Origin of the sequence: Curtobacterium sp. VKM Ac-2865, assembly GCF_015350905.1 — a bacterium.
In the GTDB taxonomy this organism is placed as follows: domain Bacteria; phylum Actinomycetota; class Actinomycetes; order Actinomycetales; family Microbacteriaceae; genus Curtobacterium.
Genome location: NZ_JADKRZ010000003.1, coordinates 234,751 through 259,997 on the forward strand (window position 1 = coordinate 234,751; position 25,247 = coordinate 259,997).

At 71.2% G+C, this 25,247-nt stretch carries 22 protein-coding genes; 8 read left to right on the forward strand and 14 right to left on the reverse strand.

Annotated features, from left to right (window positions below; genetic code table 11):
• Window positions 1-15: 15 nt before the first annotated feature.
• The gene (locus tag ITJ54_RS09925; protein WP_194627845.1) at window positions 16-639 is read right to left on the reverse strand and encodes a phosphoribosylanthranilate isomerase; all 624 of its coding nucleotides are present in this window, start codon (window positions 637-639) and stop codon (window positions 16-18) included.
• 45 nt (window positions 640-684) lie between these two features.
• Window positions 685-1,155 carry a MarR family winged helix-turn-helix transcriptional regulator gene (locus ITJ54_RS09930; protein WP_194627847.1) on the reverse strand — a complete coding sequence of 157 codons (471 nt, stop codon included), beginning with the start codon at window positions 1,153-1,155 and terminating at the stop codon, window positions 685-687.
• A 36-nt stretch (window positions 1,156-1,191) separates the two neighbouring features.
• Here ITJ54_RS09930 and ITJ54_RS09935 point away from each other — a divergent pair, with 36 nt between their 5' ends.
• Complete coding sequence (locus ITJ54_RS09935; protein ID WP_194627849.1) at window positions 1,192-1,827, forward strand: MBL fold metallo-hydrolase; 636 nt, start codon at window positions 1,192-1,194, stop codon at window positions 1,825-1,827.
• Between the two features lie 33 nt (window positions 1,828-1,860).
• Here the strand turns inward: ITJ54_RS09935 and ITJ54_RS09940 are convergent, their stop codons facing one another.
• Complete coding sequence (locus tag ITJ54_RS09940; RefSeq protein WP_194627851.1) at window positions 1,861-2,913, reverse strand: serine/threonine-protein kinase; 1,053 nt, start codon at window positions 2,911-2,913, stop codon at window positions 1,861-1,863.
• Window positions 2,914-3,129: 216 nt separating this feature from the next.
• Here ITJ54_RS09940 and ITJ54_RS09945 point away from each other — a divergent pair, with 216 nt between their 5' ends.
• The gene (locus tag ITJ54_RS09945; protein WP_194627853.1) at window positions 3,130-3,333 is read left to right on the forward strand and encodes a DUF2945 domain-containing protein; all 204 of its coding nucleotides are present in this window, start codon (window positions 3,130-3,132) and stop codon (window positions 3,331-3,333) included.
• Window positions 3,334-3,351: 18 nt separating this feature from the next.
• Here ITJ54_RS09945 and ITJ54_RS09950 read toward each other — a convergent pair whose 3' ends face one another.
• Window positions 3,352-4,098, reverse strand: a complete 747-nt coding sequence (locus ITJ54_RS09950) for a DedA family protein (protein ID WP_194627854.1) — start codon at window positions 4,096-4,098, stop codon at window positions 3,352-3,354.
• A gap of 55 nt (window positions 4,099-4,153) precedes the next feature.
• A complete protein-coding gene (locus ITJ54_RS09955; protein WP_194627855.1) occupies window positions 4,154-5,296 on the reverse strand; it encodes an ROK family transcriptional regulator in 1,143 nt (380 codons plus the stop codon).
• Window positions 5,297-5,332: 36 nt separating this feature from the next.
• Between ITJ54_RS09955 and ITJ54_RS09960 the strand changes: the two genes are divergently transcribed.
• Window positions 5,333-7,033, forward strand: coding sequence for a beta-N-acetylhexosaminidase (locus tag ITJ54_RS09960; protein WP_194627856.1), 1,701 nt, complete (start codon window positions 5,333-5,335; stop codon window positions 7,031-7,033).
• 492 nt (window positions 7,034-7,525) lie between these two features.
• Here the strand turns inward: ITJ54_RS09960 and ITJ54_RS09965 are convergent, their stop codons facing one another.
• From ITJ54_RS09965 to ITJ54_RS09975, 3 genes are read right to left on the reverse strand one after another with little or no spacing between them, the layout of a single operon-like run.
• Window positions 7,526-9,640 carry a PTS fructose transporter subunit IIABC gene (locus ITJ54_RS09965; RefSeq protein WP_194627857.1) on the reverse strand — a complete coding sequence of 705 codons (2,115 nt, stop codon included), beginning with the start codon at window positions 9,638-9,640 and terminating at the stop codon, window positions 7,526-7,528.
• On the reverse strand, window positions 9,637-10,671 hold the full coding sequence (locus ITJ54_RS09970; protein WP_194627858.1) for a 1-phosphofructokinase family hexose kinase: 1,035 nt from the start codon (window positions 10,669-10,671) through the stop codon (window positions 9,637-9,639). The genes ITJ54_RS09965 and ITJ54_RS09970 overlap by 4 nt, the downstream gene beginning before the upstream one ends.
• Window positions 10,668-11,456: a DeoR/GlpR family DNA-binding transcription regulator gene (locus tag ITJ54_RS09975; RefSeq protein ID WP_194627859.1), complete on the reverse strand. Its 789-nt coding sequence runs from the start codon at window positions 11,454-11,456 to the stop codon at window positions 10,668-10,670. Before ITJ54_RS09975 ends, ITJ54_RS09970 begins: the two co-directional genes overlap by 4 nt.
• Window positions 11,457-11,783: 327 nt before the next feature.
• On the opposite strand from ITJ54_RS09975, the gene ITJ54_RS09980 reads away from it, so the two are divergent.
• The gene (locus ITJ54_RS09980) at window positions 11,784-12,413 is read left to right on the forward strand and encodes an ATP-dependent Clp protease proteolytic subunit (RefSeq protein ID WP_071274271.1); all 630 of its coding nucleotides are present in this window, start codon (window positions 11,784-11,786) and stop codon (window positions 12,411-12,413) included.
• Window positions 12,414-12,439: 26 nt separating this feature from the next.
• Window positions 12,440-13,099, forward strand: a complete 660-nt coding sequence (locus ITJ54_RS09985; RefSeq protein ID WP_071274268.1) for an ATP-dependent Clp protease proteolytic subunit — start codon at window positions 12,440-12,442, stop codon at window positions 13,097-13,099.
• A 420-nt stretch (window positions 13,100-13,519) separates the two neighbouring features.
• On the opposite strand, the gene ITJ54_RS09990 is transcribed toward ITJ54_RS09985, so the two are convergent.
• Window positions 13,520-14,140: a copper resistance CopC family protein gene (locus ITJ54_RS09990; protein ID WP_194627862.1), complete on the reverse strand. Its 621-nt coding sequence runs from the start codon at window positions 14,138-14,140 to the stop codon at window positions 13,520-13,522.
• Window positions 14,141-14,190: 50 nt separating this feature from the next.
• Window positions 14,191-14,937 carry a YcnI family protein gene (locus ITJ54_RS09995; RefSeq protein WP_194627864.1) on the reverse strand — a complete coding sequence of 249 codons (747 nt, stop codon included), beginning with the start codon at window positions 14,935-14,937 and terminating at the stop codon, window positions 14,191-14,193.
• A gap of 200 nt (window positions 14,938-15,137) precedes the next feature.
• Here ITJ54_RS09995 and clpX point away from each other — a divergent pair, with 200 nt between their 5' ends.
• Window positions 15,138-16,418 (forward strand): ATP-dependent Clp protease ATP-binding subunit ClpX, encoded by a 1,281-nt coding sequence (gene clpX, locus ITJ54_RS10000; RefSeq protein ID WP_194627866.1) that lies wholly within the window; start codon window positions 15,138-15,140, stop codon window positions 16,416-16,418.
• A gap of 93 nt (window positions 16,419-16,511) precedes the next feature.
• Here clpX and ITJ54_RS10005 read toward each other — a convergent pair whose 3' ends face one another.
• Window positions 16,512-18,536, reverse strand: coding sequence for a M3 family metallopeptidase (locus ITJ54_RS10005; protein ID WP_194627868.1), 2,025 nt, complete (start codon window positions 18,534-18,536; stop codon window positions 16,512-16,514).
• Between the two features lie 57 nt (window positions 18,537-18,593).
• On the reverse strand, window positions 18,594-19,181 hold the full coding sequence (locus ITJ54_RS10010) for a TetR/AcrR family transcriptional regulator (RefSeq protein ID WP_194627870.1): 588 nt from the start codon (window positions 19,179-19,181) through the stop codon (window positions 18,594-18,596).
• Window positions 19,182-19,320: 139 nt separating this feature from the next.
• Between ITJ54_RS10010 and ITJ54_RS10015 the strand changes: the two genes are divergently transcribed.
• Window positions 19,321-20,160: an alpha/beta fold hydrolase gene (locus ITJ54_RS10015; RefSeq protein WP_194627872.1), complete on the forward strand. Its 840-nt coding sequence runs from the start codon at window positions 19,321-19,323 to the stop codon at window positions 20,158-20,160.
• Between the two features lie 60 nt (window positions 20,161-20,220).
• Here ITJ54_RS10015 and ITJ54_RS10020 read toward each other — a convergent pair whose 3' ends face one another.
• On the reverse strand, window positions 20,221-20,472 hold the full coding sequence (locus tag ITJ54_RS10020) for a hypothetical protein (protein ID WP_194627874.1): 252 nt from the start codon (window positions 20,470-20,472) through the stop codon (window positions 20,221-20,223).
• A gap of 47 nt (window positions 20,473-20,519) precedes the next feature.
• On the reverse strand, window positions 20,520-23,114 hold the full coding sequence (gene valS, locus ITJ54_RS10025; RefSeq protein ID WP_228509067.1) for a valine--tRNA ligase: 2,595 nt from the start codon (window positions 23,112-23,114) through the stop codon (window positions 20,520-20,522).
• 293 nt (window positions 23,115-23,407) lie between these two features.
• Here valS and proP point away from each other — a divergent pair, with 293 nt between their 5' ends.
• Complete coding sequence (gene proP / locus ITJ54_RS10030; protein ID WP_228509069.1) at window positions 23,408-24,991, forward strand: glycine betaine/L-proline transporter ProP; 1,584 nt, start codon at window positions 23,408-23,410, stop codon at window positions 24,989-24,991.
• The last annotated feature ends 256 nt before the right edge of the window (window positions 24,992-25,247 follow it).

The window sequence follows — 25,247 nt, forward strand, 5'->3', positions numbered from 1 at the left end:
CTCGGCCCGGCTCCGTCAGGGCAGGCTGCGGACCGCCTCGACGAAGGCCCGGATCCTGGCTGGGTCCTTGACCCCGCGCTCGGACTCGACGCCGCTCGACACGTCGACACCGTCCGGGTCGAGGCTCTCGACCGCGGCGACGACGTTGGCGGGGGTGAGCCCGCCCGCGAGGATCCAGGCCTCGTCGATGCCGTCCGCCAGCGTCGCGGGGTCGATGAGCCGACCGCTGCCGGGCACGGTCGCGTCGAGCAGCAGCAGGTCGTGGTCGTACGCGGCGCGTTGCTCGGGGGTCTCGGCGAGGTAGTCCTCGGCCGCGACGGCGCGGATCGTGAAGAAGCCGGCGTCCCGCGCGCGGGCGAAGTCCGTCGCGGACTCCTTGCCGTGCAGCTGCAGCGTCGTCAGCCCCACGGCCGAGGCGATCCCGACGATCTCGTCGATCTCCTGGTCGCGGAACACCCCGACGGCGTCGACCCCGTCGGGCACCCGCTCGACGAGCTCCTTCGCCAGGTCGGCGGTGACGGTGCGGGGGCTGCCGGCGGCGAAGACGAACCCCACCGCGTCGGCACCGGCGTCGACCGCGACGTCCACGGTCTCCGGCGTCGACAAGCCGCAGATCTTGATCCATCGCTGGTCGCTCATGCCCTCCATCCTGCCCGAAACGACCGACGGACGGGCAGTGCCGGCTCAACCCTGCGCGTCGTCGACGTCCTGGGAGAGCAGGGCCGCGGTGAGCTTGTCGAGCGCGGGGGCCGTCCGCGCGAGCACCGCCCGCTCCTCCGGGGTGAGCGCCGTCTCGGCCGCCGCGAGCACCCGGCTGGCCCGTCGTGTCCGGGACTCGGCGATCACCGCCGAACCGGCGGGCGTCAGGGAGACCAGCACCCCGCGGGCGTCCGACGGGTCCGGCGCCCGCTCGACCAGCCCCTGGGCCTCGAGGTCGGCGACCGTCACCCGCATGCTCTGGTGCCGCACCCGGCGCAGCCGAGCCAACGTCGCGATGCTGTGGGCACCGTCCCGCGCGAGGAAGCCGAGCGCCTCGATCTGCCCCTCCGGCGTGGTCTCGGACCGTCGGACCGCCCGCACGCTGTCGCCGATCGCCCGCCGGAGCGCGTTCGCGTCGTCGAGGGTGAACACCGGGTCCTGGTCGCGGGAGTCCATGACGAAACTGTACAGGTGCGCTGTACACTTCGGAGCATGCAGCTGACGAAGCACACCCACGCCACCGTCGTCCTCCGTGACGGCGACCGCTCCCTCGTGATCGACCCGGGCGCCTACACGCCGAACTCCGCCGACCTCGTCGCCGGCACCACCGCCGTCCTCGTGACGCACGACCACCCGGACCACTTCGACGCCGACGTCCTGTCCGCCGCGCTCGACGCCCAGCCCGACCTGCGCGTCTGGGCCCCGGCCGACGTCGTCACCGCACTCGGTGCGCACGACGGCCGCGTCACGGCGGTCGCGCCCGGCGACACGATCCAGGCGGGTGGCTTCGCGGTGCAGGTCCACGGCGGGGACCACGCGGTGATCCACGCCGACCTGCCCGCGATGAGCAACGTCGGCTACCTGGTCGACGGTCGCCTGTTCCACCCCGGCGACTCGTACTCGGTCCCCGACACCGCGGTCGAGACGCTGCTCGTGCCGACCTCCGGCCCGTGGGCGAAGCTCAGTGAGCTCGTCGACTTCATCCGGGCGGTCGGGCCGACGCGTGCGGTGCAGGTCCACGACCTCATGCTCAGTGAGGCCGGCCGCGGCATGTTCGCCCAGTACAGCGGCCAGCTCACCGGCATCGAGCTGCTGACCCTGCAGGACGGCGAGTCGATCGAGGTCTGACCGGGTCGTCCCATCGCTGCCGACGGGGCCGGATCAGTGCAGCGTGCCCGCGACGTAGCTCAGGGTGCACGCGAGCAGCACCCCGGCGGCGGCGACGGTCCCGGTCACGATGTTGCGTCGACGCCAGCGGTTGACCGCCTCGAACGTGCCACGCCGCGCGTGCCGGTGTGCCGCCCGGTGCATGCGGTGGTCGCGCTGGTGGGCCAGGCGTTCCGGACCGAGCGGCACGGGCCCGGTGACCTGCATCGAGCCACCGCGGAGCGCCCGGGCCACGGCGACCGCGGTCGGACGGCGGGCGGGGTCACGATCGGTCATCCGGAGCAGCAGGTCCTGCCAGTCACGGCCGACCTCGTCCGGGATCTCCGGGCTGCGACGGAGGCGCGCCAGTGCTGCCTCGATGAGCGTCCCGGAGTACTCCTGCTTGCCGGTCAGGGCCTCCAGCAGCACCAGCCCGAGCGAGTACACGTCGGTGGCGTAGCTGATCGGCTCGCCGGCGACCTGCTCGGGGCTGAGGTACGCGGCCGTGCCGATCACGGTGCCGTCGTTCGTCAGGCGTGAGCCGTCGACGAAGTGCGCGACACCGAAGTCCGTGAGCTTGACCGTGCGGGCGAACCCGGAGGAGCCCTCGTCGCTGATCAGGATGTTGGCGGGCTTGACGTCGCGGTGCACGATCCCACGGGAGTGCACGTACGCCAGGGCGTCCGCGAGCTGGGCCCCGAGGTCGGCGGCCTCGTAGTTGTGCAGCGCGCCTTCGGCCAGTCGGCGGAGCAGGGTCGTGTCGGCGATGAGCTCCATCACGATGAACCGGTGGGGCCCGTCGGGGAACTCGTGCGTGCCGGCGTCGTAGAGCGGGATGAGCCCCGGGTGCGACAGCATGCTGAGCAGCCGGATCTCGCGCTCCTGGCGCACCCGGTCGGCCGTCGTCATCGCGTGCGGCGTCGCGAAGAGCTTCACGGCGACCAGGCGGTAGGTGTGCTCGTCGCGGGCCTCGTAGACGGACCCCATGCCCCCGGTGCCGATGAGGCGCGCCAACCGGTAGCGTCCGGAGAGCACCGTCTCCGTGCGGGTGTTGTCGACGAGTGACATCAGGGTGGTTCGATCCTTCGGGGAGCCATCGGGGGCGAGCGTTGCTCGTGCGCGACTCGCCGACAACGGTACGCTCCGCACGCTCGATCCGGGTGGGCGTTATGACATCGTGACGCACCCGACATCCCTGGAACCACGCGGATCGGCGGGGTCTAGCGTCTCGGGGTACAGGTCGCGGATCCGACGCGAACCGGACACCACGGAAGGGGACATGCAATGGCACTGTCGAAGGGCGACGAGGTCCACTGGAACACCTCGCAGGGGACGACGACGGGCACGCTCGTCGAGCAGCGCACGGAGGACTTCGAGTTCGACGGTCAGCACTTCAAGCCGACGGACGACGACCCGTACTGGATCATCGAGTCGGAGAAGTCGGGCAAGCGCGCGGCGCACAAGGAGTCGGCGCTCACCAAGGCCTGATCAGCGGTCCGGCGCCGGTCAGTCCCCGGTCGTCTCCGCACGACGACGACCGTGGACGCCGGCGGCGGGCGCGTGGTCCTGCGCGGCAGGAGCGTTCCGCTCGGCACGTCCGCGGCGGACTCGACGGACGACGAACACGACGACCACCACGACGATCGCCGCGTACATCGCCCGGTCGATCCACTCCGTGTAGCCCTCGACCTTGTCGTACTGCGTGCCGAGGGCGGCACCGCCGAGCACGAGCACGCTGTTCCACAGGCCGGAGCCGAGGATCGTGAACAGCGAGAACGACGCCAGGTTCATCCGGTCGGCGCCGGCGGGCAGCGAGATCAGGCTCCGGACGATCGGCACCAGGCGGCCGAACAGCACGGCGCTGCGGCCGTGGCGGTGGAACCAGGCGGCGGCCGTGCGGAAGTCGTCCTCGTCGACGAGCGGCAGCTTCCCGAGCCAGCGGACCGTGCGCTCGAAGCCGATGACCCGACCGAGCCAGTACAGGACGAGCGCCCCGACGTACGACCCGAGGGTCGCGAGGACCAGCACGAGCACCAGGTTCATCCGTCCGGCACCGGCGAGGAACCCCGCGAGCGGCAGGATGACCTCGGACGGGATCGGCGGGAAGACCGTCTCGACGAAGAGCATCAGCGCGACGCCCCACTCCCCCAGCGCCTCGATGAGCTGCAGCACCAACCCCGAGAGCCCGCCCATGTCGGCGTCCGGGGACGAGGAAGCGGCGCGGGTGGCGGTCGTCAGAACGGCGGTCGTCATCCCGCGATCATCCCTGAACACCCTGACAGGTGCCGGAGTGCGCGCTGTCGCTCCCTCAGCCCAGGCCCATGTGCGACGTCCGCACGTGCGTGAGCGACCGCGCCAGCGCTCCCCGGGCGACGGCGTCCCGCCCGACCGACGACGGCACGATCGCCACCGGGTGCCGCAGCAGCGGCGCGACGGCGTCGGCCAGTGCCGCACAGAACACCTCGGCCGCCGGCAGGACCTCGCCCCCGACCACCACGACCTCCGGGTCGATCGTCAGGACGAGCTGGGCCACGCCCGGCGCGACGTCCTCGGCGAGCGCCCGGATGACGCCCTGGGCGGCAGCGTCGCCCTGCCCGGCCGCCACGATGACGGACTCGAGGTCCGCGCCGGGCGGGATCCGGGCCTCCAGTCTGGCCGGTGCCTCGGGCCACCCGGTCGACACCAGGCCGCCCATCTCGCCCGCCGCGCCCCGTGCGCCGCGGGCCAGCGCGCCCTCCACCAGGAAGGCGGCGCCGATCTGACGGCCCATGACCAGGTACAGGCCGTCGCGGACCCCGTGGAAGCCGCCCCACGTCGTCTCGGCCGTCGCAGCGAGCTTGGCGTCGTTGTCGAAGAACGTGACCGCGCTCGGCAGCAGCTCCTGGATGCGTCCTGGCACCCGTCGCTCGACCCACTCGGGCACGGCGACCGTGTAGTCGATCTCGCCGCTGCGGTCCACGACCGCGGGGACGCCGAACGTGGCGGCGAGGAGCCGGCCCGGGTCGACGTGCGAGGTCAGTCGGTGGACGACGTCCTGCACGCTCGACCATGCCTGATCGGCGGATGCGAGGTCCGTGTAGACCTCCTCCACCCGGGCGAGCTCGTCGCCGCGGAGGTCGGCGAGCACGCCGACGATGCCGTGCAGCCCGAGGTCCACGCCGAGCACGGATCCTGCCCCGGCGTCGGCCCGGAAGCGCTTCGCGCGGCGACCGGCCTTGTTCGGCGTCGCGATCGCGTCGGCCTCGCGCACCCAGCCGGCGGCCACGAGGTCGGCGAGCGCCGCCTCGACCGTCGGGCGGGACAGGCCGACCCGGCGGCTCAGCTCGGTGACGGTGGACGAGGACTCGTCGCGGAACAGCTCGTCGAGGAGCGCGCGGGAGTTCAGGAGCCGGAGGGTCGCGGGTGAGCTCCCGTCGACCCCGCTCGGGATCGTTGACAGGGATTCGCTCACGGCCATAGCCTCCACATTACGAAAGATCATTGAGGAATGGTGGACGCCGACATGCTCATCCCCCGCCCGCGCCTGTCGACACCCGGTGTCGGCTCGTTCGAGATCACCCCGTCGACCCGCATCGCTGCCGACGCGCCGAGCGAACCGGTCCGACTGTACCTGCAGCAGACCCTCCGGGGCTCGACCGGGCTGCCGGTCCGCGATGCCGACCGATCGGAGGATGCGGGGATCTCCCTCCGTGTGGACGAGTCGGACGACACCCTCCTGACCGGGCCCGACGGCGACCGGTCCGAGTCCTTCCGGCTGGTCGTCGACAGCGACCACGTCGAGGTCGTCGGCGGGGGTCCGGCCGGGGTCTTCTACGGCGTGCAGGCGGTCCTGCAGCTCCTGCCCGCGGACGTGTACCGGAAGGGCCGTGTCGGCACCGGCCCCTGGACCGTCCCCGCGCAGCAGGTCGAGGACGCCCCCGCCTTCGCCTGGCGCGGCGTGATGCTCGACGTCGCCCGGCACTTCCGCACCAAGGCCGAGGTCCTCCGGGTCATCGACCAGCTCGCGGCGCACCGGGTCAACCGCCTGCACTTCCACCTCACCGAGGACCAGGGCTGGCGCATCGAGATCCGGAAGTACCCGCGGCTCACCGAGATCGGGGCGTGGCGTGCCGAGTCGCAGGTCGGCGCGCACGTCGAGGGCCCGGACGGCATCCTCCGACCGGACGGTTTCGACGGCCGACCGCACGGTGGGTACTACACGCAGGACGACATCCGCGAGATCGTCGCCTACGCCACGGACCGGTTCGTCACGGTCGTCCCCGAGATCGAGACCCCCGGGCACGTCCGCGCCGCCCTCGCCGCCTACCCGGAGCTCGGCGTGCACCCGGAGTCCCCGGTCGACGTCTGGACCGAGTGGGGGATCGCAGACGACGTCCTGAACGCCGACGACAGCACGATCGCGTTCTTCAAGGACGTCCTCGACGAGGTCGTCGAGCTGTTCCCGAGCGCGTACATCGGCATCGGCGGCGACGAGTGCCCGAAGGTGCAGTGGGAGACCGACCCCCGCACGCAGGAGCGCATCCGCGAGCTCGGCCTTGCCGACGAGGAGCAGCTGCAGGCCTGGATCATCGGGCAGCTCGCCGCGCACGTCGAGTCGCACGGGCGTCGCGCCTTCGGGTGGGACGAGATCCTCGAGGGCGGGACGCTCTCCCCCTCCGCCACCGTGCTGTCCTGGCGTGGACTGCAGGGCGCGGTCACGGCCGCGCGTCGCGGGCACGACGTCATCTCCGTGCCGGACGACCAGGCCTACCTGGACTACCGCCAGAGCGACCTGCCGAACGAGCCGATCCCGGTGTCGATCGTGCTCACCGTCGACGACGTCTTCGCGTTCGACCCGGTGCCGGCGTCGCTGACCGAGGCCGAGCGCGCCCACGTCATCGGCGGCCAGGGCAACATGTGGACCGAGCACGTGGACACCGTCCGGAAGCTCGACTACCAGCTCTTCCCCCGGGTCACCGCCCTGGCCGAGGCGCTGTGGTCCGCTGACGTCGCCGGGCCCCGCGACCTGGACGACTTCCGCGGGCGACTCGTGGAGCACCTCGCCCGGCTCGAGGCCATGGGCATCGAGTACCGCCACGAGTCCGGTCCCTTCCCGTGGGAGGAGCGCCCCGGCGTCCCCGGCCGCCCGAGCTCGCGCGAGGAGCGTGCCGCCTACATCGACGCGGTCACGGCCAACATCGCCGACTGAGCTCTGCCCGGCCCGTGCGGCCCGAGCCGTCGGCCCGACCGGTCACGACTCCCCGCTCACCTCCGCCGACCGGTCACAGCCCGTCGATCCGGCGCCCGCCGGGCGACGGATCCCGACCACTCGGCCCCGCGCCGCCGGGGTGTCGTGACCGCTCGGCGCACCCCGGGGCGGACGGGAGGCTCGGTACCAGCTGACACCGAGCCTCCAGTCCGCCAGGCGGTTGCCCCCCCCCCCCCCCCGCGAGACACCCCCGTCTGCACCAGACGCCGGCGGCAGCAGGCCCTCGCGCCCCCGAGACACCCCCGTCTGCGCGAGACGCCCTCTCGGACCCGAGACACCGCCGTTTCCAGCGGTGTCTCGAGGGCTTCGGGGCGTCTCACGGAGACACCGGCGTCTCAGCCCCTCCAACACCCCGCCACACAACGAAACGCCGGCGTCTCGAGAAGACACCGGCGTCTCGCGCCCTCACCGAACTCGGCGGAGCAAGCAGCCCTACGCAGCCACCGGCGCCCGCTGCCCGACCGTCTCGCCAGCCACGGCAGCCTGGTCCGCCGCGGCAGCATCCGCAGCCGCGTCGCCGGCCGGAGCCCGACGCACCCACTTCTTCAGCGCGACCAGCACGAGCGCCGACACGACGGTGCCGACCAGGATCGCGAGGATGAACATCCAGATGCCCCCGATCGCGAAGAACACGAAGATCCCACCGTGCGGTGCGCGCGAGGTGACCCCGGCAGCCATCGAGATCGCACCCGTGACCGCGGCACCGACCATCGACGCCGGGATGACCCGGAGCGGGTCGGCAGCGGCGAACGGGATCGCGCCCTCGGAGATGAACGAGGCGCCGAGCAGCCACGCGGCCTTGCCGTTCTCGCGCTCGGGCTTCGTGAAGCCCTTCCGGTACAGCACGGTCGAGGCGAGGGCCAGAGCCAGCGGCGGCACCATGCCGGCGGCCATCACCGCGGCCATGATCTCGAACGGCACGACGTTCGTGGCGGTGCCGGCACCGAGCCCGGCGACGGCGAACGCGTAGGCCACCTTGTTCACGGGGCCTCCGAGGTCGAACGCCATCATCAGGCCGAGGATGATCCCGAGCAGCACCGCCGAGGCACCGGACAGCGAGTTGAGGAACTCGGTCAGCTGCGTCATCAGCCATGCGATGGGCCCACCGAGCACGAGCAGCATGAGCCCGGAGGCGATGATCGACGCGAACAGCGGGATGATCACGACCGGCATCAGGCCACGCAGCCAGCGCCAGGTCGGGATGCGCCCGATCCAGTAGGCGGCGGCACCGGCGATGAGGCCGCCGACCAGACCACCGAGGAACCCGGCGTTCATGAACACGGCGATCGACCCGGCGACGAAGCCCGGCGCGATGCCCGGCCGGTCGGCGATGGCGTAGGCGATGTACCCGGCGAGCGCGGCGACGAGGAACCCGAGCGACACGGACCCGATCTGGAACGCGGCGGCGCCGAGGTAGTACCCGAGCCCCTGCGGCGGCAGGTCGACGAGGGTGAAGTTCGTCAGCGTGAACACCGCGTTGTTCTGGCCGGAGTCGCCGTGCGTCAGCGCGATGCCGTACCCGGCGAGCAGGAAGCCGAGCGCGATGAGCAGCCCGCCGCCCGCGACGAACGGGATCATGTAGGAGACGCCGGTGAGCAGCCAGCGCTTCAGCGACTGCCCGAAGTGCTCGTTCGACGCGGTGCTCGTGCCGGTCTCGGCCGCGGAGCCGGAGACCCGGGCCGCGTTGGGGTCGTCGGCGGCACGGAGCGCCTCGGCGATCATCGCGTCGGGCTCGTCCACGCCGCGCTTGACCGGTCCGGAGACCAGCGGCTTGCCGGCGAACCGGCTGCGGTCGCGCACGTCGACGTCCACGGCGAAGACCACGGCGTCGGCGCGGGCGATGAGCGCGGGGTCGAGCGGCTCGACCTGCGAGGACCCCTGCGTCTCGACGTGCATCTCGGCACCCGCGCGCTGCGCAGCGGCGACCAGCGCGTCGGCGGCCATGTAGGTGTGCGCGATGCCGGTCGGGCAGGCCGTCACGCCCACGATGACCTTCCGACCGGCGGCCGGTGCTGTGGTCGGCGCGGCCGGACTGGAGGCTCGGGGTGCGCCCGTCACGCCGGCGTCGGCGACCTCGCCGGTCACCTCGCGGTCGACCAGGTCGACGATCTCCTGCTGCGTGGTCGCGGCACGGAGGGCGGCGGTGAAGTCCTCGCGGATGAGGGCACGGGCGAGGGTCGAGAGGACCGTGAGGTGGTCCTTGTCGGCGCCCTCGGGCACGGCGATCATGAAGACCAGGTCGGCGTCGCCGTCGGGCGCGCCGAACGGCACCGTCCTGGACAGGCGCGACATCGCGAGGGTCGGCTCGGTGACGGAGGCCGACCGGGCGTGCGGGATGGCGATGCCCCCGGGGACGCCGGTGCCGACGGACGCCTCGCGCTTGATGGCGTCGGCGGCGAGGGACTCGCCCGAGGCCGCGCGGCCACTGGCGGCGACGCGGTCGGCGAGGACGCGGATGACGTCGGCCGAGGTGGCGCCGAGGTCCTCGTCGAGGCCGACGAGGGGGACGCTGATGAGTCCCGGACTCGTGGTTCGCTCAGCGGTCATGGTGTGCTCCTTTGCAGTGACGCGAGTGGCGTTGCGGTGGGGGTGCTGTTCGTGTCGGTGGGGGTGCGCCGGACGACGACGATCGCGTCCGGGTCGGTGTGGTCGAGGGCGGGGACGTCGCTGCCGGGCAGGGCGGCCGCGGCGGCTCCCGTGGCGACGGCCTGCGCCAGACGTCGTTCGGGCGGTTCCCCGGCGACCTCGGCGAGGAGGTACCCCGCGAGGGCGGAGTCGCCGGCGCCGACGGTCGAGCGGGCGACGATGCGCGGGGCCGCTGCGGCGAAGACCCCGTCGGGGCCGACGAGGACCGCGCCCGCGCTGCCCAGCGTCAGCAGCACGGTCTCGACCCCGCGGGCCCGGAGTCGTTCAGCCGCGGCCACCGCGAGGTCGTGGTCGCGCTCGTAGGCGTCCGGGTCCCCGCCGACGGCCTCGGCGAGCTCCTCCGCGTTCGGCTTGAGCAGGTCGAGCCGTTCCCCGGACTGCAGGAGCGCGGTGAACGGGACGCCGGACGAGTCGACCGCGATCCGGACCGCGTCGCCGTGACGGGCACGGACGGCTCGGACCAGGACGGCGAGGGCGTCGTCGGGCAGCCCCGGCGGCAGCGACCCGGCGATGACGACCCAGCGGGCGCGGGGGCCGGTCGCGGTGGCGTCGGCCGTGTCCGCGACGAGGGCGGCCAGGTCGTCGAGGCGTCCGGCGAGCGAGGGGCCGGGTTCGTTGAGCTTCGTCGTGGTGCCGGTCGGCTCGGTCACGGTGACGTTGGACCGCAGCGGCGCGCCGATCGGCAGCGCTGCCGTCGGGATGCCCCGGGTGGCGAGCCCGAGCAGCACGGGGTCGAGGTCGTCCCCGGGCAGCACGGCCACGGTGTCCCCACCGCTGGCGACGACGACCCGTGAGACGTTGACGCCCTTGCCGCCGGGCTCGGCCGTCGACCGGGTCGCCCGCTGCACGGCGCCGCGCTGCAGTTCGCCGGCGAGCTCGATGGTGCGGTCGAGCGAGGGGTTCGGCGTGACGGTGACGATGCGCCCGCTCATGCGACGACGACCTCGACGTCGGACTCCGCGAGCGCCTCGGCCAGGTCGGCGGGCGGCTGCTGGTCGGTGACGAGCGTGTCGATCTCGTCGAGGCGGGCGAACCGCATCAGGGCCTCGACGCCGTGCTTGGCCGCGTCGGCGAGCACGACGCTGCGACGGGCGGCGAGCACGTAGGCACCCTTCACCGCCGCCTCGTACTCGTCGGGGGTGCTGAGCCCGAACCCGGCGGACAGCCCGTTCGTCCCGACGAAGGCGATGTCCGGGCGGAGCGCGCCGATCTGCTGCACGGTGGCGGTGCCGACCGCGGCGCTCGTGACCCCGCGGACGCGCCCGCCGAGCAGGTGCAGCTCGACGTTCGCGGAGTGCTGCAGGGTCGCGGCGATGGGGACCGAGTTCGTCACGACGGTGATGGTCGCCCCGGCCTCGGCGGGCTCCCACCGCGCCAGCTCCGACGCGACCGCGGCACACGTGGTCCCCGCGTCGAGGGCGATCGAGCCGGTGAACGTCGGCGGCACCAGGCGCATCGCGGCCCGGGCGATCGCGGACTTGGCGGAGCCGTGCTGCCCCTCGCGCTCGGCGACGCTGAGCTCGACGACGCTCGACCGCCCGACGGGGACCGCTCCCCCGTGCACGCGTCGGAGCACCCCGGCGGTCTCGAGCAGGTCGAGGTCACGGCGGACCGTCTCGGTGGTGACGTCGAAGTGCTCGGCGAGGTCGGCGACGGAGACCCGGCCGGCGTCCTGCAGGGCGGCGGCGATGGCGTCGTGGCGCTCCGTTGCGTACATGCCCGAACTCCTTCGTTCCCGTTGGTTTCGAGCACCATACGCTCACAACCAACACAAACGCAACCGTCCGTACCGATACCCACACACCCGAAGACGCCCGCACGGCGCTGAGATCGCACTTCGTGTCGGGTCCCGGGGCCGGGAGCCGACACGAAGTGCGATCTCACCAGACGGCAGACGGACGACGGACGGGAGGCGCGGTGCCAGCTGGCACCGCGCCTCCTGTCTGTTTCCCCACCACCGCATTGCCGACAGCGAACAGGCGCGAAGTGCTGCGTTGCAACCGATAAGTTCGACATCAAGCGACAACTGAACGGGAGCTTTTCCATGGCCGAAGCAACACTGAACCCCAGTGTTTTTGACCGCCTTCTGAGAGACCGGATCGTGTGGCTCGGCTCCGAGGTCCGCGACGACAACTCGAACGAGATCGCAGCCAAGCTGCTGCTGCTCGCCGCCGAGGACCCTGAGAAGGACATCTACCTCTACATCAACTCGCCCGGTGGTTCGATCACCGCGGGCATGGCGATCTACGACACGATGCAGTTCGTGCCGAACGACATCGTCACGGTGGGCATCGGCCTCGCCGCCTCGATGGGGCAGTTCCTGCTCTCGTCCGGCACGCCCGGCAAGCGCTACATCACCCCGAACGCCCGTGTGCTCCTGCACCAGCCGTCCGGTGGCTTCGGCGGAACCGCCGCGGACATCCAGACGCAGGCGAAGGTCATCCTCGACATGAAGCAGCGCATGGCCGAGCTGACCGCCGAGCAGACCGGCAAGTCGATCGAGCAGGTCCTCAAGGACAACGACCGCGACAACTGGTTCTCGGCGCAGGAAGCCCTGGAGTACGGCTTCGTCGACCACCTCCGCGCATCGTCCGCCGAGGTCATCGGTGGGGGCGGCACGGTCGCCGACGGCGAGACGCCGACCCCGGCGGCCGACCCCGACGCCCAGTCCTGATCACCACCGAAGAAAAGGAAACGAGAATGCATCTCCCCATGCTCGGTGGCGCGCAGAACGTCCCGGCTCCCACTGATCGGTACATCCTGCCGACGTTCGAAGAGCGCACGGCCTACGGCTACAAGCGCCAGGACCCGTACGCGAAGCTCTTCGAGGACCGCATCATCTTCCTCGGCGTGCAGGTCGACGACGCGTCCGCCGACGACGTCATGGCCCAGCTGCTCGTCCTCGAGTCGCAGGACCCCGACCGCGACATCGTGATGTACATCAACTCGCCCGGTGGATCGTTCACCGCGATGACGGCGATCTACGACACGATGCAGTACATCCGTCCGCAGATCCAGACGGTCTGCCTCGGGCAGGCTGCCTCGGCCGCGTCGGTGCTCCTCGCTGGCGGTACCGCTGGCAAGCGCCTCGCACTGCCGAACGCTCGTGTGCTCATCCACCAGCCTGCCGTCCAGCAGGGTGGCGGCCAGGCCTCCGACATCGAGATCCAGGCCGCGGAGATCCTCCGCATGCGCACCTGGCTCGAGGAGACGCTGTCGAAGCACTCGAACAAGACGCCCGAAGAGATCAACCACGACATCGAGCGCGACAAGATCATGTCCGCGCAGGAAGCCGTGGAGTACGGCCTGATCGACCAGGTCCTGACCAGCCGGAAGAACCTCCCCGCGCTCGTCAAGTAGTCGATGACGAAGGCCCCGCACCGTCCGGTGCGGGGCCTTCGTCGTGTCCGGGTCGTGCGCGGGGCCTGAGATCGCAGTTCGTGTCGGGTCTCGGTGTCGGGAGGCGACACGAAGTGCGATCTCGCCGGGATCTGTCAGCGTGCGTCGGGCCGGTGGCGCCGGCCTGGAGGCTCGGATCGACTCCGCAGCGCTGGTTCCGCCCGCCGACTGGTCGCGACACGCCGTCGAGTGGACGCCGACCGGTCAGGAAGCGTCGGTCGGCGGGCATCGGAGCGACGGTTTCCGACCGGCCGGCGGACGTGAGCGGGGTGTTGCGACCTGTCGGGCCCGGCGTTGGCGCCGAAGTCGCACTTCGTGTCGGGTCGTCGCGGGGGGAGGCGACACGGAGTGCGACCTCAGCGGGGTCTGGTGGAGCCGGGGTCAGGCGTCCGGGGCGTCGGGGTCGGGGTCGTCGTCGGGGGACGGGGACGGGCGGCGACGGAGCAGGAGCAGGACGGCGACGATCGCCGCGACGACGACGATGCCCCCGGCGCCGATCCAGAGGGCGTCGGTCGCGGGGGAGTCGGCGTCGCCGGACGCCGTGCCCGTGGTGGTCTCCGACGACGACGAGCCCGCGCGGGCACACGTCGGCGGGGTGGTGGAACCCTTCGCGGGGGTGAAGCCGGCGGGTGCCTTCCACGTGAAGGGGTACTCGTCCGACACCGTGTGGCCGTCGGCGGAGACGATCTGCCACTCCACCTGGTACTTCCCCGATGCACCGAGTGCGGCGGGCGTGGTCATCGAGGGTCCGTCGATGTCGACGCAGCCGTCCTCGTAGTACTTCTTGTCAGGCCCGACGATGCGGTACGCGAACCCCGACCCGGAGCCGCCGATGTCGAGCAGCTTGTCGTTCGTCGTGATCTCGAACGCCTTGGGCAGCGCGGTCAGGGTGCCGTCGACCTTCGGCGTCGAGGCGATGAGGTAGTTGTGGGCGTCGGCCGGACCCGCGAGGCCGAGGACGGCACCGCCCGCGATCGCGAGGACCGCGGCGGACGCGGCCACGAGCCTCCTGGCCGTGCTGGGCCGGCGCACCGCCGGACGGGTGCCGGACGTCACTTCGTGCTGCGTCGACGGGTGGCGGCGACGGCGACGACCAGGCCGGCTGCGCCGAGCACCAGGCCACCGAGGCCGAGGAAGCGGCCGACCAGGTCGGGCTCGGAGGACGACGAGGAGGACGAGGCGGCCGGTGCCGTGGTGGCGTCGTCGTCCGTGGCGTTCGCCGCGGTCGCGTCGTCGTCACCGGAGGCGGAGGCGGTGGCTGCGGTGAGCGTGATCGACGGCGCCGGGTGCTCGGGCTCGGCCTGGCCCGCCTTCTGGGCCTGGTCCCACTCGGTCGACCCCTGCTCGCAGGTCTGCGTGACGGGGAGCGCGACCACGTCACCCGGCTTGCCGTCGGGGAGCGAGAACGACAGCGAGAAGGTGTCGCGCTCGTCGGCGGGCAGCGGGGTCTTCGCGGCGTAGGTGATGCTCGTGACCCGTTCGCCGGCGTCCTCGGCGGACTCGTCGTCGGCCGAGGCGGACGGGCTCGTGTACTTCTCGGTCGTCTTCGTGATGTCCCAGTTCGGGTTCACGGTGGGCGTGACCTCGATGATCGAGGACGGGATGTCGAACTGCAGCTTCGTGGTGGGCGAGCCGTCGCAGCCGTGCGGGACCGAGAACGTGGCGGTCGTGTAGGAGTTCGCCGCGGTCGACGTGCTCGTCGCTTCGACGTGTGCGCTGGCGGAGGCCGCCGTGCCGAGGACGATGACCGCGGCGACGCCGAGGGTCGCTGCTCCGCCGAGGGCGAGACGCTGCTGCATGGGGTTCCTTCCGGAGGGCTACTTCTACAAGTTGTAGAGACGACGTCATCACCGTAGCAGGACCGCACGCCCTGGGCGAACGCGCCCGTGGAAACGCGCTCGGGGTCGCCGGGAGTGTCGTTGGATGCGGTTAGGCTCGTCATCACGACGACCTCGTGCTCACGAGCAGTGCTGCACGTCAACCAGGGGAAGGCTCGCGCATGGCACGCATCGGAGAGAGCGCCGATCTCCTCAAGTGCTCCTTCTGTGGCAAGAGCCAGAAGCAGGTACAGCAGCTCATCGCCGGTCCCGGCGTGTACATCTGCGACGAGTGCGTCGAGCTGTGCAACGAGATCATCGAGGAACGCCTGGCCGAGGCCAGCGACGAGTCCGGCACGGGGGAGTTCGAGCTCCCCAAGCCGCGCGAGATCTTCGACTTCCTGCAGGAGTACGTCATCGGGCAGGACCCCGCCAAGCGGGCACTGTCCGTCGCCGTCTACAACCACTACAAGCGCATCCGGGCCCAGGGGCAGATCACCGCCGCCGAGGACCGCGACGACGTCGAGATCGCCAAGTCGAACATCCTGCTCATCGGCCCGACCGGCTGCGGCAAGACTTACCTGGCGCAGACCCTCGCCAAGCGCCTCAACGTGCCGTTCGCTGTCGCCGACGCCACCGCGCTGACCGAGGCCGGCTACGTCGGGGAGGACGTCGAGAACATCCTCCTCAAGCTCATCCAGGCGGCTGACTACGACGTCAAGCGCGCTGAGACGGGCATCATCTACATCGACGAGGTCGACAAGATCGCGCGGAAGGCCGAGAACCCCTCGATCACGCGTGACGTCTCCGGTGAGGGCGTCCAGCAGGCCCTGCTCAAGATCCTCGAGGGCACGGTCGCCTCGGTCCCGCCGCAGGGTGGCCGGAAGCACCCGCACCAGGAGTTCATCCAGATCGACACGACGAACGTGCTTTTCATCGTGGCGGGCGCCTTCGCGGGGCTCGAGGAGATCGTGTCCTCGCGCGTCGGCAAGAAGGGCATCGGCTTCGGCGCGCAGCTGCACAGCTCGCTCGACCACCAGGACCTCTACTCCGAGGTCCTGCCCGAGGACCTCCACAAGTTCGGCCTGATCCCCGAGTTCATCGGTCGTCTGCCCGTCGTCACGACGGTGTCGCAGCTCGACCAGGTCGCGCTCATGGAGATCCTGACGAAGCCGAAGAACGCCCTGGTCCGGCAGTACCAGCGCATGTTCCAGATCGACGGCGTCGAGCTCGAGTTCGACCAGGGCGCGCTCGAGGCCATCGCCGACCTCGCCGTGCTCCGGCAGACCGGCGCCCGCGGGCTCCGCGCGATCATGGAAGAGGTGCTCGGGCCGATCATGTTCGAGGTCCCGTCCGACGACGACGTCGCCCGCGTGGTCGTCACCCGTGAGTCCGTCCTCGAGAACGCCGCGCCGACGATCGTGCCGCGCGCGCGGGCCAAGCGCATCGAGAAGTCCGCGTAGTCGTCCCAGCCGAAGGGCCCCGCACCGAGTCGGTGCGGGGCCCTTCGTCGGTCCTGAGGCCGCAGGCCGTTCGGCCCGCCTGACTGGCCTGGGTTACTCGAGCCCGCGGCGGCGGAGCAGCGGTCCGACCTCGGCGTCGCGGCCGCGGAACTCGCGGAAGGCCTCGATCGGGTCCTTCGACCCGCCCACGCCGAGCAGCATCGTGGCGAACCGGCGACCAGCAGCGCGGTCGAGCCCGCCGTGGTCGCGGAACCACTCCACCGTGTCGGCGTCGAGCACCTCGCTCCAGATGTACCCGTAGTACCCGGCGTCGTACCCGCCCGAGAACGTGTGCGCGAAGTAGGTCGACGAGTAGCGCGGGGGAACCGCGGCGACGTCGATGCCGGCGTCGGCGAGGGCCTGGCGCTCGAAGGCCTCGACGTCGGTGACGGCGGCGGCCTCGGCGGCGGAGAGCCGGTGCCACGCCTGGTCGAGCAGTGCGGCGGCGAGGTACTCGGTGGTGGAGAAGCCCTCGTTGAAGCCCGCGGAGTCGCTCAGGCCCAGGACCAGCTCGGGCGGCATCGACTCCCCGGTCTCGTGGTGCTTGGCGTAGTTCGCCAGGACCTCGGGCCAGGACACCCACATCTCGTTCACCTGGCTCGGGAACTCGACGAAGTCGCGCTCGACGTTCGTGCCCGAGAACCGCGGGTACGTCGTCCGGGCGATCAGCCCGTGCAGCGCGTGGCCGAACTCGTGGAAGAGCGTCTCGACCTCGTCCTGGATCAGGAGCGTCGGGGACCCCGCAGCGGGCTTCGCGACGTTGAGGTTGTTCACGACGACCGGCAGCGTGCCGAACAGCGCGGACTGCTCGACGACGGGGTGCATCCACGCGCCGCCCCGCTTGCCGTCCCGCGTGTACAGGTCGAGCAGGTACAGGCCGACGGGGGCGTCGTCCTCGTCGGTGACCTCGAACACGCGGACGTCGGCGTTGTAGCCGTGCAGGTCGGGCCGCTCGGCGAACTTCAGCCCGTACAGGGCGGTGGCGGCGAAGAACACGCCGTCGCGGAGCACGCGGTCCGCCTCGAGGTACGGGCGCATCGCGGTGCTGTCGGCGGCGAACTGCTCTCCGCGCAGGATCTCGGTCGCGTAGGCCCAGTCCCAGGCCTCGACGTCGAAGCCGACGGTGCGCGAGCGGACGGCGCGCTCGTCGTCGGCGTTCGCGGCGGCGGCCCCGACGAGGGACGACAGGAGCCCGTCGACGGCCTCGGGAGTGCCGGCCGTCTCGTCGGCGGTGACGACGGCCGCGTGGTTCGGGAAGCCGAGGAGCTCGGCCCGCTCGGCTCGGAGCCGGACGATGCGGAGCAGGACGTCGCGGTTGTCGTGCGCGTTGCCCTGGCGTCCGCGCGAGAGCGACGCCCGCATGACCCGCTCGCGCAGGTCGCGGTCGGCGAGGGACGCCAGCCACGGGTGCCCGGTGTAGAGCGGCAGCGTGATGAGCCAGCCGTCGAGCCCGCGGTCGGCGGCGGCACCGGCGGCGGCCGACTTCGCGCCGTCGTCGAGGCCGATCAGCGACGCCTCGTCCGTGACGTGCACGGCGAGGTCGTTCGTGTCCTCGAGTAGGTTCCGCTCGAACGTGGTGGTGAGCGTCGAGAGCTCCTGGTTCATCGCGGTGAGGCGTTCCTTGCCGGCGTCGTCGAGCCCGGCGCCCGCCAGGGTCATCTCCGTCGCGGTGCGCTGGACCAGGCGCAGGTCCTCGCCCTCGAGACCAGCGGCCTCGGCACCGTCGAGCACGGCCCGGACGCGGTCGTACAGACGTGAGTCCAGGGTGATGGCGTCACGGTGTGCGGCGAGGAGCGGCGAGACCTCGGCCTCCAGGTCGTGCAGCTCGGGGGAGGAGTCCGCCGAGCTCAGCGTGAAGAAGACGGCGGAGACCCGAGCGAGCAGCTGCCCGCTGCGCTCCAGGGCAACGAGTGTGTTCTCGAGCGTCGGGGCGTCCGGGTTCGTCGCGATCGCCTCCACCTCGGCCCGCTGCTCGGCCATGCCGGCGTCGAACGCCGGGCGGTGGTGCTCCAGCCGGACCTCCTCGAACGGCGGGAGGGCGTAGGGGAGGGTGCTCGGTGCGTCGAACGGCGTCGTCATCGCTCCACCCTACGGGTGCGCACGGCGCGGACTCGGAGGACCGCGCAAGCGCCGACGTCAGCGCGTCGTGGCGTCGATCAACGTCGCCGCAGCGAGCCGGGCGTGCCGGGCGGGCGCCGTGTCCCCGGCGATCGCGGCGGTGGTCTGCGCTCCCTCGGCCAGGAGCGCCAGCTGCGCAGCCAGCTCCTCGGCTCGCGCGGCGTCGGGGACGGCCTGCAGCGTCAGCCCCTCGACGTAGCGCTGGAAGGAGTCCTTGTGCGCACGCGCGATCTCGGCCACGGCGGGTGAGGTCGCGCCGAGCTCCCCGAAGGCGTTGATGAAGCCGCAGCCGCGGAAGGTGTCGTCGCCGAACCACGTCTCGAGGAAGTCGTACATCGCCAGGAGCTTGTCCCGGGGGGTCGTGGCGGCGTCGACCGACTGGCCGATCCCGCGTTCCCAGTAGTCGTGCCGTCCGGCGAGGACCGCGGCGATGAGCTGCTCCTTGCCCGGGAAGGCGGCGTAGAGCTTCTTCAGGGAGACGCCGGCCGCGGTGCGGATCTGGTCCATTCCCACGGACTGGATGCCGCGCGTGTAGAAGAGCTCGTCCGCGACGGCGGTGATGTGCGCGCGGACGTCCGGATCGACGGTGTTCGTCGTCGCTGCCATGGTCCGTACCTCTCCGCGGGCTGTTCGCCCATTGCCCCTTGCGCTGGGAACGGCCGTTCTCTAGTGTAGGGGCACATCGGCAGAGAACGACCGTTCTCCGTCGAAGTACGAGGATCGAAGCACGAGGAGAGGATCCACCATGGGCACCATCACCGTCGGGACCGAGAACAGCGTCGACATCGCGCTCCACTACGAGGACAAGGGCCAGGGGCAGCCGATCGTGCTCATCCACGGCTTCCCGCTGGACGGCAACTCGTGGGAGGGCCAGACCCCCGCGCTCCTCGACGCCGGCTACCGCGTCATCACGTACGACCGACGCGGGTTCGGCCAGTCCTCGCAGCCGTCCACCGGCTACGACTACGACACCTTCGCCGACGACCTGCACACGGTCCTCGAGACCCTCGACCTGCACGACGTGATCCTGGTCGGCTTCTCGATGGGCACCGGCGAGATCGCCCGCTACATCAGCCGCCACGGCGAGGACCGGATCGCCCGCGTCGCGTTCCTGGCCTCCCTCGAGCCGTACCTCACGATCACCGAGGACAACCCCGACGGCGGCGTGCCGGCCTCGTTCTTCGAGGGCGTCTCCGCGGACGTGAAGAAGGACCGCTACGCGTACTTCACGTCCTTCTACGAGGGCTTCTTCAACCTCTCCGAGAACCTCGGCACCCGCATCTCCGAGGAGCAGGTCCGCAACGCCTGGAACGTCGCTGCCGGCTCGGGCGCGATCGCGTCCGCCGCCGCACCGCTGACGTGGGGGACCGACTTCCGTCAGGACATCCCGAAGGTCACCGTCCCGGCCCTGATCGTGCACGGCACGGCCGACAACGTCCTGCCGATCGACGCGACCGGTCGCCGGTTCACCAAGGCCCTGCCCGCGGCGGAGTACGTCGAGATCGAGGGCGCCCCGCACGGGCTCCTGACCACGCACACCGCCGAGGTCAACGAGGTCCTGCTCGGCTGGCTCGCGAAGGCCTGACCCGAGCAGGACAGCACGACAGACGGGACCCCGGGGCACGAACACCCCGGGGTCCCGTCGTCAGTCCTCTTCCGCCGCGTCGTCCGGGTTCGTCACCTGGGCCCGGCCGGCGTCGTCGAGGTGGATCGAAGTGCCGTCGTCGAGCGTGACGATGGGCTTGCCCTCGAGGAACGTCAACGTCCACCCCCACGTCGACACGTCGACGGACGCCGCCGCGAGCTCGTCCTCGACCCCTCGTACGGCGACGACGAGCGCCTCCGCCAGTCGCGCGGGTGGCTGCCCACCCACGCTCCATCGCGTTCCCAACTGCATCCGAGCCTCCTGGCTGTGGTGTCCGTGACCGTCCGTCGGGCCGCAGCCTAGGCGGGCTGCTCGGCCAGCTCGATCTCGATGACCGCGAGCTCCGGGCCGTCCACGAAGGACAGGTCCTGGATGCGACCGACGGCCGCCAGGTCCACGGCCGCACGCTCGACGAGCGCACGCGTCGACGCGGGAGCCGCCACGACGGCGCGGGTCACGGGCGTCTTCTGGGACGCCTTGGCGGACGTCTTCGCACCGCGGATGCCGATGAGCGCCTGCCCGACGGCGGCGAGCAGCCCGGTCTCGGCCGCGTCGACCGGCAGGTCGTCGGCGGTCGGCCAGGAGGCCCGGTGCACGCTGGTGTCGTGGGTCCAGGCCCACACTTCCTCCGTCGCGAACGGGAGGAACGGTGCCAGCAGTCGGAGCAGCACGTCGATCGCGGAGCGCAGCGCCAGGACGGCGCTCGCCTGCGTCTCGTGGGTCGCGTCCGGTGCGGTGCCGTAGGCGCGCTCCTTCACGAGCTCGAGGTAGTCGTCGCAGAAGGTCCAGAAGAACCGCTCCGTGACCTCGAGCGCGCGGGCGTGGTCGAAGCTCTCGAAGGCCGTGGTGGCCTGCTCGAGGGTGCTGCGGAGCGCGGCGAGCATGTCGACGTCGAGTGCCTCGGTGACGCTGGTGGCGCCGGTGGGCAGCTCGAAGCCGTAGACGAACTTGGCCGCGTTGAGCACCTTGATCGCCAGACGGCGACCGACCTTGATCTGCTTCGGGTTCTGCGGGTCGAAGGCCGCGTCGGTGCCGAGCTTGGACGAGGCAGCCCAGTAGCGGACCGCGTCGGCGCCGTGCTGCTCGAGCACGGCCATCGGCGTGACGACGTTGCCCTTCGACTTCGACATCTTCTTGCGGTCGGGGTCCACGATGAAGCCCGAGATCGAGGCGTTCTTCCACGGCACCACGTCCGCTTCGAGCTGGCTGCGGAGCACGGTCGTGAAGAGCCACGTCCGGATGATGTCCTGGGCCTGCGGACGGACGTCGTACGGGTACACCAGGTCGTAGAGCGCCGGGTCGGTCTCCCACTTGCCCGCGAGCTGCGGGGTCAGGGACGACGTCGCCCAGGTGTCCATGACGTCCACCTCGCCGACGAAGCCGTTCGGCATGCCGCGCTGGTCGGACTGGTACCCGGGCGCCGGCTCGGAGGACGGGTCGACGGGCAGCTGAGCCTCGGTCGGGACGATCGGCTGGTCGTACACCGGGTTGCCGTCGGCGTCGAGCGGGTACCACACCGGGATCGGCACGCCGAAGAAGCGCTGGCGGGAGATGAGCCAGTCGCCGGACAGGCCGCCGACCCAGTTGTCGTAGCGGACGCGCATGAAGTCCGGGTGGAACGCGATCTCCTCGCCGCGGGCGCGGAGCTTCGCCTTGAGGTCTTCGTCCCGTGCGCCGTTGACGATGTACCACTGGCGCGTGGAGACGATCTCGAGCGGCTTGTCGCCCTTCTCGAAGAACTTCACCGGGTGGTTGATGGTCTTGATGTCCCCGACCAGGTCGCCGGAGGCGGTGAGCGCGTCCACGACGACCTTCTTGGCGGAGAACACGGTCTTGCCGGCGAGCTCGGCGTAGAGCTCCTGGCCCTGCTCGGACTCGATCCAGGCGGGCTGCTCGGAGCGGACGCGGCCGTCGAAGCCGATCACCGCGCGGTTCGGCAGCTGCAGCTCGCGCCACCAGACCACGTCGGTGGTGTCACCGAACGTGCAGACCATGGCGATGCCGGCACCCTTGTCCTTCTGCGCGAGGTGGTGAGCGAGCACCGGCACCTCGACGTCGAACAGGGGGGAGCGGACCGTCGTGCCGAAGAGGTCCTGGAAGCGCTCGTCGTCCGGGTGCGCGACGAGGGCGACGCACGCGGGGAGCAGCTCGGGGCGGGTGGTCTGGATGACGATGTCCCCGGAGCCGTCCGACTTGTGGAACGCGATGCCGTGGTACGCGCCGGGCATCTCCTTGTCCTCGAGCTCGGCCTGGGCCACGGCGGTGCGGAAGGTCACGTCCCAGAGCGTCGGGGCGTCGGCCTGGTAGGCCTCGCCGCGCTCGAGGTTGCGGAGGAAGGCACGCTGCGCGCTCGCGCGGGAGGTCTCGTCGATCGTGCGGTACGACTGCGTCCAGTCGACCGACAGCCCGAGGGTGCGGAAGAGCTCCTCGAACTGTTGCTCGTCCTGCACGGTGAGCTGGTCGCAGAGCTCGATGAAGTTGCGGCGGGAGATCGGCAGCTGGTCGGCCGCCTTGCTCGACTTGCCGTCACCGCCCTCGAACGGCGGGGTGAAGTCGGGGTCGTAGGGGAGCGACGGGTCGCAGCGGACGCCGTAGTAGTTCTGCACGCGACGCTCGGTGGGGAGACCGTTGTCGTCCCAGCCCATCGGGTAGAAGACGTGCTTGCCGCGCATCCGCTCGAACCGGGCCTTGAGGTCGGTGTGCGTGTACGAGAACACGTGGCCGATGTGCAGCGAGCCGGAGGCGGTCGGCGGCGGGGTGTCGATCGAGTACACGGCGTCGCGGTGCCCGGCGGCGTCGCGGTCGAAGCGGTAGGTGCCGTCCTGGTCCCAGACCGGTCCCCAGACCTGCTCGAGTCCGTCCACCGTGGGCTTGTCGGGCATGGGCTTGGTCATGGCTGCGCCTTTCGATCGGTATGTGCGGCACCGAGTCCGTGATGAGGTGCCTGAGTGTCCCGCGTGACGCGGTGGTCCCACGCGTGACGCGGGCTCCCGAGTCCGTGCGGGTCGGTCAATGCTACCGGCCGTCGCCACCGCGTCACGAGCCGGTAGCACACCCTCGTTTCGGGTCTGCCCGGAAAGCTGGTAGTCTTCCGGGGTTTGTCCGGCGAGCGCGGAGCTCGCAAGTGCTGCACCGTTGCCGTCCCGCCGGACGCCCGAAGGACGCACAGCACACCGGAGGAACGAACTTGGCACCGAACACCGCACCCCACCAGCACGGCGATCGGCCCGTGCGGTCGAAGGGCGCTGCGAAGCGCGCTCGCCGTGAGATGACGAAGGACGACGTCACCGTCGTCGAGGAGTCGATGCTCAAGCGTGCCGTGGCCGCCGCCGCGCTCGGCAACGCGATGGAGTGGTTCGACTTCGGCATCTTCGCGTACCTCACCGTCACCATCTCGCAGGTCTTCCTGCCGCAGGGCGACCCGGCCTCGAACATCGTCGCGACCTTCGGGTTCTTCGCCGCCGCCTTCATCGTCCGACCGATCGGTGGCGCCGTGTTCGGCCCGATCGGCGACAAGATCGGCCGCCAGAAGGTCCTCGCGCTGACGATGATCCTGATGGCCGCCGGCACGCTGATGATCGGTCTGATCCCGTCGTACGACACGATCGGCTTCTGGGCACCCATCCTGCTGCTCGTGGCCCGCTTCGTGCAGGGCTTCTCGACCGGTGGTGAGTACGGCGGCGCCGCGACGTTCATCGCCGAGTACTCGCCCGACAAGCGCCGCGGGTTCATGGGCTCGTGGCTGGAGTTCGGCACGCTCGCCGGCTACGTGCTCGGCGCGTCGATCGTCACCGCCCTGCAGTTCGGCCTGTCCGAGGACGCCCTGCTCAGCTGGGGCTGGCGCATCCCGTTCATCATCGCCGGTCCGCTCGGCCTGATCGGGCTCTACCTGCGCCTCAAGCTCGAGGAGACCCCGGCCTTCCAGAAGCAGCAGGAGCAGGCCGCCGAGCGCGAGTCCCAGAAGACGCCGTTCCTGAAGCTCTTCGCCGAGAACTGGCGCTCGCTCATCATCTGCATCGGGCTGGTCCTGGTCTTCAACGTGACCGACTACATGCTCCTGTCGTACATGCCGACCTACCTCGAGCAGAACCTCGGCCAGAACGCCACGTTCGGGCTCATCCTGATCGTCGTCGTGATGCTGCTCATGATGGTCGTCATCACGTTCGGCGGTCGGCTGTCGGACCGCTTCGGCCGTCGTCCGGTGCTCGCCGCCGGCTGCATCGGGTTCATCCTGCTGTCCTGGCCGGCACTCAAGCTCGTCCAGACCGGCACGGGCGTCGGGGTCTTCGCCGGCCTGCTCATCCTCGGCGTGGTCCTGGTGACCTTCACCTCGACGATGCCGTCCACGCTGCCGGCGCTGTTCCCGACGATCATCCGCTACGGCGCGCTGGCCATCGCGTTCAACGTGTCGGTGTCGCTCTTCGGTGGGACCACCCCGCTCGCGACCGCCGCGCTCATCAACTGGGCGAAGGACGGCGGCTACGGCTGGGCCGAGGACATCCCCGCGTTCTACCTGATGCTCGCGGCCGTCATCGGCCTCGTCGCGGTGTACTTCACCAAGGAGACCGCGTCGACGCCGCTCATGGGCTCCGGCCCGACCGTCGGTTCCGAGGACGAGATCGCCGGCGTCATCGACGACTACAACGACCCGACGTCGGACCTCGCGCAGTCGGACTGGGCGAAGGAGTTCTCGACGAGTGAGATCCCGGTGATCTCCGCCGACGGCTCCGGCCCCGCCGCGGGCAAGGACACGGCGACCGCCGGTTCCTGAGGCGTCCTGTCCACCGGGTGCGTCCGGCCGGGGGTGTGTCCGGCGCCGAGTCTCGCTCCGGCGGACAGCGTGCGGCCTCCTGGCCGCGCAGAGTGTCCGCCTGGCCGAGTCTCGCCGGTGGCGCTCCGGCCCACCCGGCCTGGAGGCCCGACCTGCGTGAGCGGGTCGGGCCTCTGCCCGTTGGTGGCCGCGTCCGGCTGCGAGTCTCGCTCCGGCGGGCAGGCTGCGGCCTCCGGGCGGCGCAGGGCGTCCGCCT